Annotated in this window: 10 protein-coding genes; 5 read left to right on the forward strand and 5 right to left on the reverse strand. The window is 62.1% G+C overall.

What is annotated here, in order from left to right; genetic code table 11:
• Positions 1-267: hypothetical protein (locus AC5JJ6_RS29690; RefSeq protein ID WP_496045511.1), on the reverse strand; the 267-nt coding region annotated here is incomplete at its 3' end.
• A gap of 288 nt (positions 268-555) precedes the next feature.
• On the opposite strand from AC5JJ6_RS29690, the gene AC5JJ6_RS29695 reads away from it, so the two are divergent.
• Entirely contained in the window at positions 556-756 is a 201-nt protein-coding gene (locus AC5JJ6_RS29695) for a hypothetical protein (RefSeq protein WP_496045512.1), read from the forward strand.
• Between the two features lie 75 nt (positions 757-831).
• Here AC5JJ6_RS29695 and AC5JJ6_RS29700 read toward each other — a convergent pair whose 3' ends face one another.
• Positions 832-1,290, reverse strand: coding sequence for a ferritin-like domain-containing protein (locus AC5JJ6_RS29700; protein ID WP_496045513.1), 459 nt, complete (start codon positions 1,288-1,290; stop codon positions 832-834).
• Between the two features lie 292 nt (positions 1,291-1,582).
• On the opposite strand from AC5JJ6_RS29700, the gene AC5JJ6_RS29705 reads away from it, so the two are divergent.
• A complete protein-coding gene (locus AC5JJ6_RS29705; RefSeq protein ID WP_496045514.1) occupies positions 1,583-2,422 on the forward strand; it encodes a universal stress protein in 840 nt (279 codons plus the stop codon).
• 89 nt (positions 2,423-2,511) lie between these two features.
• Here the strand turns inward: AC5JJ6_RS29705 and AC5JJ6_RS29710 are convergent, their stop codons facing one another.
• Complete coding sequence (locus AC5JJ6_RS29710) at positions 2,512-3,138, reverse strand: DUF8692 domain-containing protein (RefSeq protein ID WP_496045515.1); 627 nt, start codon at positions 3,136-3,138, stop codon at positions 2,512-2,514.
• 294 nt (positions 3,139-3,432) lie between these two features.
• On the opposite strand from AC5JJ6_RS29710, the gene AC5JJ6_RS29715 reads away from it, so the two are divergent.
• Positions 3,433-3,837 (forward strand): GFA family protein, encoded by a 405-nt coding sequence (locus tag AC5JJ6_RS29715; protein ID WP_496045520.1) that lies wholly within the window; start codon positions 3,433-3,435, stop codon positions 3,835-3,837.
• A gap of 114 nt (positions 3,838-3,951) precedes the next feature.
• On the opposite strand, the gene AC5JJ6_RS29720 is transcribed toward AC5JJ6_RS29715, so the two are convergent.
• Positions 3,952-4,704 carry an SDR family NAD(P)-dependent oxidoreductase gene (locus AC5JJ6_RS29720; protein WP_496045516.1) on the reverse strand — a complete coding sequence of 251 codons (753 nt, stop codon included), beginning with the start codon at positions 4,702-4,704 and terminating at the stop codon, positions 3,952-3,954.
• A 364-nt stretch (positions 4,705-5,068) separates the two neighbouring features.
• Entirely contained in the window at positions 5,069-5,920 is an 852-nt protein-coding gene (locus tag AC5JJ6_RS29725; RefSeq protein ID WP_496045517.1) for an ABC transporter ATP-binding protein, read from the reverse strand.
• 112 nt (positions 5,921-6,032) lie between these two features.
• Between AC5JJ6_RS29725 and AC5JJ6_RS29730 the strand changes: the two genes are divergently transcribed.
• Both AC5JJ6_RS29730 and AC5JJ6_RS29735 read left to right on the forward strand, forming a co-directional pair.
• On the forward strand, positions 6,033-6,620 hold the full coding sequence (locus AC5JJ6_RS29730) for a PQQ-dependent catabolism-associated CXXCW motif protein (protein ID WP_496045518.1): 588 nt from the start codon (positions 6,033-6,035) through the stop codon (positions 6,618-6,620).
• Between the two features lie 93 nt (positions 6,621-6,713).
• Entirely contained in the window at positions 6,714-7,904 is a 1,191-nt protein-coding gene (locus AC5JJ6_RS29735; RefSeq protein WP_496045519.1) for a ChaN family lipoprotein, read from the forward strand.
• Positions 7,905-8,906: the final 1,002 nt, after the last annotated feature.

Below are 8,906 nucleotides of genomic sequence, written 5' to 3' on the forward strand. Positions count from 1 at the left end.
ATCTGCGGCAGGGTCACGCAGCTTGCGGGGACCGGCGATCTCCAGCTGGATGATCTCGGCTCCGGGCGGCGGCGGCGCCGCGCGTCCGGCTGCCGGAAACTCCACGGCCCTGAAGCCGGCCAGCCGGCTCAACACGATCTGCGGGAACTGTGCGCGATAGGTGTTGTAGGCCGCGATCTTGGCATAGCACCGTCCCCGGCGAAGATCCTGTTCGGACCCCGTCGCAGTTCCGGTTTCGGTATCGGCGCTGGCCAAAGCTTCCAGCACCGACTGCCAATGCTTCTGCATACGGTTGTATATTGAAACGGCATACATGAATATGATAGCTGATATGACGATGGCCGCATCCATATCGATACCTCCCAATGCGGCACGATCATACATGCGTGTGCTTCCAAAGGGAAATGTCTGTGACCGGCCGGAGCAGCGGGCAACTTGTCGCGCGGTGCCGTGCCCCGGCACCTGCTAACGTAGGCCAAGGTCAGAAATTGGCCCGACCCTCAGATTGCAAGTATTGACACCGATCGAAACAGGAGCACGCATATGGCATCGTATATGATCAAGGTAGCCGGCGAAGGCGCTATTACAAAAGCGCACCGTACCGCCGATGTCGGTCCGACCAGCGGATCGTCCGTTGTTTACGAAATACAGAATGTCCCCGAAGGCGTCAGCCTCGAGGACGTGATTTCCGCTTTCCAGGGCTTCAAGCCGGACGAGAAGACGTACGAGTACGATTATGCTGCCCTGAAGGCATAGGTTACGGCGAACCGCGGCACGGACAGGGGACATCCACCCTGGGTTCGTGCCGCGACTCGCCATAGGCCCATGGCGTCACGCCGCTTCGTAGCGCTTGACCCACTTCTTCAACTCGGCGACATGCTCCGCCTCTTCCTCGGCGAACTCCTCCGCCATGGTGCGGATTTCGACGTCCTTGGTGGTGACCGCGACGTTCTGGTAGAAGGCAAACCCGTTCTCCTCGCTCTGAAGAGCCAGGGCGAGCGCATATTCCGCCGTCATCAGATAATGGGAGCCTTCCATGGAAGTCGCTTCCGGGCTCTCGTCGTCCGGCCATTTGTAATCTTCCGGCTTCATGTCCGGCAGCTTATGAAAACCGGCACGCTTGCGGGCTTCAGCCAGATGCAGCCGCGAGAAATGGGCCATCTTGCCGAAAAATTCAGCCACTTCGCGGTTGCCGTAGGTCTTCATCGACTCTGCCAGATCGGAAAACCGCGCTGCGGCATCTTCCTCCAGCTTGATCGCATAGGCTAGGAATTCAGCGACGTCATTCATGATCAAACCAGCTTGGACAGTGGGAAAGACGGGTTGGCCCCGAGATTAAGGCCAGTCTGGCCCTTTGTCTTGCGCCGATCCTTTCATCCGGCTGCCGCGTGACGATTTGACATAGCCATTTATTGGCTGTTAACTATACAGACCCGTCTTTACTTTGCGGAACGGCGGCTCCCGGCGTGCCGTTTCCGGCACGGGTGCCGGCGCCAAAGACTGTTGCGCGCCGGCCCGCCCCGTCGGATGATTGGATGGGGAAAATGACGAGCGATCCGAAAACATCAGGGGGAACCGGACCATGAAAAGCATCCTCATCCCGGTCGAAGAAAGCGAATTGCTGGAATCGGTGCTGGAGACGGCCCTGCTGGTGGCGCGGCGTTTCGGCAGCCATATGGAAGGCCTGCATGTCCGGCCCGACTTTGCCGGGATCATCGCTGCGACCGGCATGGGGGCGCCTTACGTCGTCGAGGACTTCCGCAAGGAGGACTGGGACAGCATCCAGCGCAGCCGGACGGAGTTCGAACGTTTTCTCAACCGCAACGACGTTCCGCTGGACGGCGGCGCCGGCACCGGCCAGCCCTGGGCGACTTTCCGGATCGAAGCCCCGCCCGGCGACGACTTCATCGGCCAGCATGCCCGTCTGTTCGACCTGACGGTGCTGGGCCAGCCGTCACGGGGAGCGACGCCGCCCCGCATGAGCACGCTGGAAGCGGCCCTGTTCGACGGCGGCAGGCCCGTCCTCGTAGCGCCGCCGACGGCGCCGCAGAAGATCGGCGAATCCATCATGATAGCCTGGAACGCCAGCACGGAAACCGCACGGACCGTGGCCTTCGCCCGGCCGTTCCTGGATCGGGCCGAACGGGTCTTCATCCTGTCCGTCGAAGGCGGCATGGTGGCAGGTCCGTCGGCCGAGGAAGCGGCCCGCTATCTGACCAGATCGGGCGTCCCAGCCCAGGCCATGCACGTGCCGCAGAACCGGGGCGTCGGCGAGACGATCCTGGAGCACGCGAAAGCGCTGGAAGTCGATCTGCTGATCAAGGGCGCCTACACGCAGAGCCGGCTCCGCCAGATGATATTCGGCGGCGCCACCAGCCATATCCTGGCCATGTCGAACGTCCCGGTACTGCTGGCCCACTGACGGCATCGGCACAGCGGGCGGAATGCCGGGCCCGAAAGGCCCGGCACCGATGCCCTCCGACACGACTCTTCCGGAAAAAGGCTCCTGTCCTAAAGGCTCCTGGCCTCGCTTCTGTAACCGGGCCGTGCCTGGATGGTCTGAAGGCTGGTGCGGAACAGCCATGTCAGCCAGAGCAGGATGCCCGTGAACTTGCATCCGTCCTCGATCACGTAAAGCACGAAGCCGCTTTCGAAGGAGCCGAGCAAGTTCAGCACCGCCGGATTGTCGAAGGTGAAGCTGGCTGCGAAGAACAAGCCCGAGGCGATCAGGATCACCGGGCTGTTGCCGATCAACTGCTTGATGAACACAAGGCCGAAGGCGCCTGCCGCCGCCAGATAGGCCAGCTTGATATAGCGCTCCCGGATGCCGAAGCCGTTCGGCAATACCTGTTCATGCAACATGAAGGCGTCATCCGCCATCAGGAACAGGGTGAACAGCCCCGCCGCGAGGAAGAAGCGCCGGAGATAGGGTGAACTGTCCCTCCGGATCACGGCATAGCTGAGGAAGCACACCCCGGCAGCGGCCGCCCACCCGAACAGCCCCAGCATGGAAACCAGACCGAGCAAGGGATGAAAGCCGATGATGTCGGCCGGATCGTTGAACAGCTCTCCGTAAGTGAAACTTGTCTGAAGCACGGACAATACGACAACGCTCAGGGAGCATGACAAAGCGGCCATCAACCACTTCAGACTTGATCCGCTTCGGGCTGGGCTTCGCCCCCCCGCTTCCACTCTGCTCCCGGCGACCGCTACCACTCCGTCCATCCTTCATGACACTTTTGTTAAGCAAGCATCATGTTGAGCTGGACCTCGCGATGTCAAAGCCTCGAGGAGCGCGATAAGTGGTTAATGCGGCGATGGTTCGGTTAGTATGGCGAACCGAAAAGAGCATCCGGGGTTCGGCAACCTCGAACGGTTCCTCCTGGACAGCGGGGTCAGCAGGATATGACGAAGCAACCGACCGGAACCGTTATGGAAGGCGGATGCCAATGCGGCTTGATCCGCTACAGGATCGTTGGAGCACCCGTCGATCTCTATGTCTGTCACTGTCGCGAATGCCGGAAGCAATCGTCCTCCGCATTCGGCATCTCGGTGATGGTCAGAAGCTTGGATCTGGTGCGCCTGTCCGGCACGCCTCGGATCTGGACCCGGCATGCCTCCGTCGCAGGCACCCTCGACTGCGCATTCTGCCCGCGATGCGGAACACGCCTATGGCACGGCGATCCCGATCGCGATCCGACGATCAGCATCAAGGGCGGCTCGCTCGACGTCCCGCCCGACTTGTCCCAAGCCAAGCACATCTGGACCTCGCGGAAGCTCCAGGGGGTGCCGATCCCGGACAATGCGGAAATCCATGAGGAAGAACCGCCGGGATAGAAGGCGTCCCGGTTCGACTGAAAGCCGATCCGCCTATACGAGCGGTCTTTAAGGTTGACCGGTGAGGCCCGACATCCAACGCTTCTGACCAGCCAATGTTTAATGCCGCTGATATTAATAGAGATGCTGTCCGCCGGTGACGAAGATCTCGGTCCCCGTCACATAGGCTGAATCCGCCGAACTCAGATAGAAGATCGCCGAAGCGACATCCGAGGGCTGGCCCAGCCGGTGCAGCGGGATGCGCGGTATCAGGATGTCGGTTTCGGGCGACAGCATGGCCGTCTCGATCTCCCCCGGAGCGATGGCGTTCACGCGGACGCCGAGATCGGCGAACTCGACCGCCATTTCGCGGGTAAGCCCGGAGAGCGCCGCCTTGGACGTGCTGTAGGCCGAGCCGGCGAAGGGGTGGACGGCGTGTCCGGCGATCGAAGTGATGTTGACGATCGCGCCCTTGCCCTTGGCCAGCGACGCCGCGAACCCGCGCGCCAGAACCAGCGGCGCGAAGAAGTTGAGCTCGAACACCGCGCGCCACGCGTTGAGATCGCCGTTCAGGCAGCCCAGCCTCTCCTTGATCGGCGTCTTGGGCGACACGCCGGCATTGTTGACCAGGGAGTGCAGCGGACCGCCGGCCAGCACCTTGTTGGCCTCCCGCACGAAGTCCGACCGGCTGTCGGGATCGCCCAGATCGGCGGCGATATGGTGCGTCCAGTTGGGATCGGCCTTGCAGTCCTCCGGAATCTCCTCCCGGGAGCAGGTGATCACGCGCCAGCCCTCCTGGCTGAAGCGCTGGACGGTGGCGTGGCCGATCCCCCGGCTGGCGCCGGTCAGGATGACGGTTTTTCTCTCGGGAACGGGCGTGTCGGACATGTCGCCGACATTACTCCATCGCCGGGACCGCTGCCAAGTTCAGCCTGCCAAATCCGCCCCCGGCAAGTCCAGACCGTCTAGTCCCAATCCCGTTCAATAGCATTTGGCTCATCTCGTGTTCCAGGGTGACGCTCTTCGTAGACGCGGCCTCCGGCCGCGTTCAGTGCGCGGATACGCGCACCCCCCGCCATGCCGCGCATTTACGCACACCTCAAAGCGATGGATGTGCGGAGTGAACGCGGCCAGGAGCCCGCGTCTACATTACCGTCGGCCAGTCAGGCTCATCACTCCAAAACCCGCTATGAATCTTACATTTCTTGGAAATACTATTGAAAGGTATTGCGTCTAGTCCAGGCCCAAGGTTCTAGCCCAGCAGCCGGAAGGCTGGCCCCGCCCTGCTCAGAAGTTCCGCACGGAAGGCCTCGACGGCGGCTTCGTCGTTCCGCAGCGATCGGGGAAGATCGATCGGCAGATCGGCGAGGACGCGGGTCGGCGCGGCGGAGAGCAGCACCAGCCGGTCGGCAAGCTGTATCGCCTCCCGCAGGTTATGGGTGACGAACAGCACGGTCGTCGGCCGTGCGTGCCAGACATCCAGCATAAGCGCCCGCAGCCGCTGCGCCGTCAACTCGTCCAGCGACACGAACGGCTCGTCCATCAGCAGCAGGTCCGGCTGAACGACGAAAGCCCGGGCCAGCGCCGCGCGGCGCGCCATGCCGACCGACAGGCGGCTGGGATACTGGTCGCGGACGGCGGTCAGCCCGACCGCCTCCAGCAGCGCGGCGATCCGCCCGTCGTCGTCGTCGCCGCCGTCCAGGACCAGCGCCAGGTTCTGATAGACCGTGCGCCACGGCAGCAGGCGGGGGTTCTGGAACATGTAGCCGAGGACGGGACGGCTGCGGCCCGGCGCCGTGGGCAGACCGATGCGGCCCTCGAAATCCCTGTCCAGCCCTGCGGCGATGTTGAGGGTGGTGGTCTTGCCGCAGCCGGACGGCCCGACCAGGGCGACGAATTCCCCGCGCCGCGCCGTCAGGCGCAAGCCCTGGATCGCCACATGGGCCGGAGCATCGCCGACCGGGGGATACCGCTTGCTGTCGATCTCGATCGACAGGCCCGGCCCAGCCGACCGGTCCGCCGCTTCATCGGCAGATTGGCCGGCAGGCTGACCGGCAGGTTGGGCGACATGCGGGGAGATGTGTCGGGAGGAATAAGCTGTCATGCGTAGACTACCATCAGACGCCAAGGCGGTAGCATAGCCGTTAAGCTCCGTGCCGCCTATGCCACTATCGATGCACTGGCCCCCGCCGCCGCCTTCGTGCTTGGCTCGCGCGATGACGCGGAAACGTTGCTGGCTGCCTGCACTGGCGCTCCTTATCACGATCCTGCCGGCGGTTGCGGCTCCGGCTTCCCCCGACAATCGCCCGGGCTCGGACGTGCCTGTCCCTGACGGGTACCGCCTGGACCGTTACCGTGCCCCCGTCCCCGCCGAAGTGCCGGGCGCCACGACCGTCACGCTGGAAGAAGCGGAGGCCCTGTATCGCGCCGGCAACGTCCTGTTTATCGACGTCATGAAGGTGCCGCGCGGCGAATCGGCCGGCCTGGAAGGCAAGTGGCTGGTCGCCAAGCCGCATGTCGCGATCAAGGGCAGCACATGGCTGCCCGAAACCGGCGAAGGCGTCCTCAAACCGGAAATCGAGCGCTACTTCCGTTCCAACCTGGAACGCCTGACGGATGGCAACACCGGCACGCCCCTGCTCTTCTACTGCGTCACGGATTGCTGGATGTCGTGGAACGCCGCCAAGCGGGCGCTGTCCTGGGGCTATACCCGGATCTACTGGTACCGTGACGGCATCGAGGTCTGGCAGCAGTTCGACCTGCCGACCGAGTCGGTCGATCCCGTTCCCCTGTCCAAGCCATGAGCCCCACGCGATGAGCTATTCTTACCGGTATGGCCGTGACCGCGCCCCACACTACATGTCAGGGTAGCCTGAACGGAAAATAGGATGGTGCCGGTGCGAGGATCGATCGCTGTAGCAGCCACCGCCGCCACATTGCTGGCCGGCTTCGCGCCGATGACACGGGCGCAGGCAGCCGAACCTCCGCCGGCTTCCTCCGCGACCTGCGTTCCCCAGGCCGGCTGGGTCGAACCGTCCAAAGGAACGGTCCCCGGACCTCAACTCCTCCAGCGGGCCGCCGGGTCGTCCGTCGTGATGCTGGGCGAACGCCACGACAGCGCCGAGCAGCACCGCTGGCAGCTTCAAACCCTGGCGGGGCTGCATGCCTACCGCCCCGATCTCGTCATCGGCATGGAGATGTTCCCGCGCCGGGTTCAGCCCGCGCTGGACCGCTGGATCGCCGGCGAGACGACCGAACGTCAGTTCCTGGATGAAACCGATTGGCGAACCGTCTGGGGCTATGACAGCCAGCTCTATATGCCGATCCTCCATTTCGCCCGGATGAACCGCATCCCGGTCGTGGCCCTCAATGTCGAGCGCACCCTGACCGGCCGCGTCGGCAAGGAAGGCTGGCCCCAGGTCCCCGCCGACCAGCGCGAAGGCATCGGCGACCCCGCCGCCGCATCGGATGCCTACACCGACTTCCTTGCCGACATCTACGCCGCCCATGGCCGTCCCGGCGGCGCCGCCGAGGTGAAGGAAGATCCCGCCTTTCAGCGCTTCCGCGACGTGCAGGTCCTGTGGGACCGCGCCTTCGCCGAAGGTCTGGCCGCCGCCCACCTAAATGCTGGAGCCTTGGCGGTAGGCATCATCGGCGGCGGCCACCTGGAAAACCGCCACGGCGTCCCCCACCAGCTGAACGCCCTCGGCCTCCAGGACAACGTCGTCCTTCTCCCCTGGGCCGCCAACCGCCCCTGCGCCGACCTGACACCGGCCCTGGCCGACGCCGTCTTCGGCGTCTCCGCCGACCCGGAAACCGAAGAAGCCTCATGGCGCCCCCGCCTCGGCGTCAGCCTCGCCCCGCAGGAAGGCGGCATCCGGATCGAATCCGTCGCCAACGACAGCGTCGCGTCGGCAGCCGGCTTGCAGACCGGCGACATCATCCTGGCGGCAGCCGGAACGCCGACCAGCGAAGTCGGCAAACTGGTCGAAATCGTCAGCCGGCAGGCGCCGGGGACATGGCTGCCGCTGAGCGTGCGGCGGGAGGGATCGACGCGAGAGGTGGTGGCGAAGTTCCCCAGTTTGTGAAGCAAGGAACGTTGCCGTGTACCTGCGCAATTACATAAGGGATTGAATTCCTAATACATTTTTGATAAAATTTTGCATTCTTCTGAGATGGCGGTTCTTTGACATCGTAAATCATCAAAAACGCTCCGGCGAGTCCGATCCGCCGCGGTTCGCGTGCATTGCCCCCTACTTCGCTTTCCTCGCCGCCACCGTCATAGTGACGCCGACAGTGACACCCACCCCAAAAATGATGACGTTAAGCCCGAAATAGTGACGTTCGGTGTCCATCCACAGGTTTTTTCCGGAAGGTCTTCCGTCATCCCGTGCGCTTGTATGGCACCCCCGCCGGGGATAAGAAGGGATGGGAGGTAACGATATGTCCATAGAACAGAACTACCCGCGCGACATGGTCGGCTACGGCGCCAACCCGCCCGACGCCAAGTGGCCCGGCGGGGCCAGGATCGCCGTCCAGTTCGTGATGAACTCGTAAACTGCTACGCAAACCACCTAACGTATTGTTTCTACAAACAAAATTCATCAACTACATAGTAGGTGTATTGTGTTTATGTATTGGCATTCGTATGCGCTCACTACAGATTGGTCGGAAAATTCCCGCTATGGATTACTAGGTTGTGATACGAGGCAGATAGCTTCATCGGCTGTTAAGAGTATCAATCGATCTATAAATTTCGAGTTAGTTCTTTTCATGGCGCATTCAGCCCGAAAGAACATCCTTCAGAACTCATTTAAGCCCTAAGATACTGCACACGCTAGCAAACAAGAGATTCACTATATAGCCACATCCAATCCGTTCCGTTGAGAGTTATACAAATATTCGCGGCTACGGTATCAGCATATCTCCAAAATAAGGCTACTAAAAATGATGAATGACATATCTTGGCTACCGTATATTAAAAGCATTCAAATCCGGTATTTTCGGTCTCTTTATAACGTACGTATAGATTTCTCTAATATGTTTAGCATATTGACTGGATCAAACAATGCTGGAAAATCGAATGTATT

It is taken from the genome of Skermanella sp., assembly GCF_059503625.1.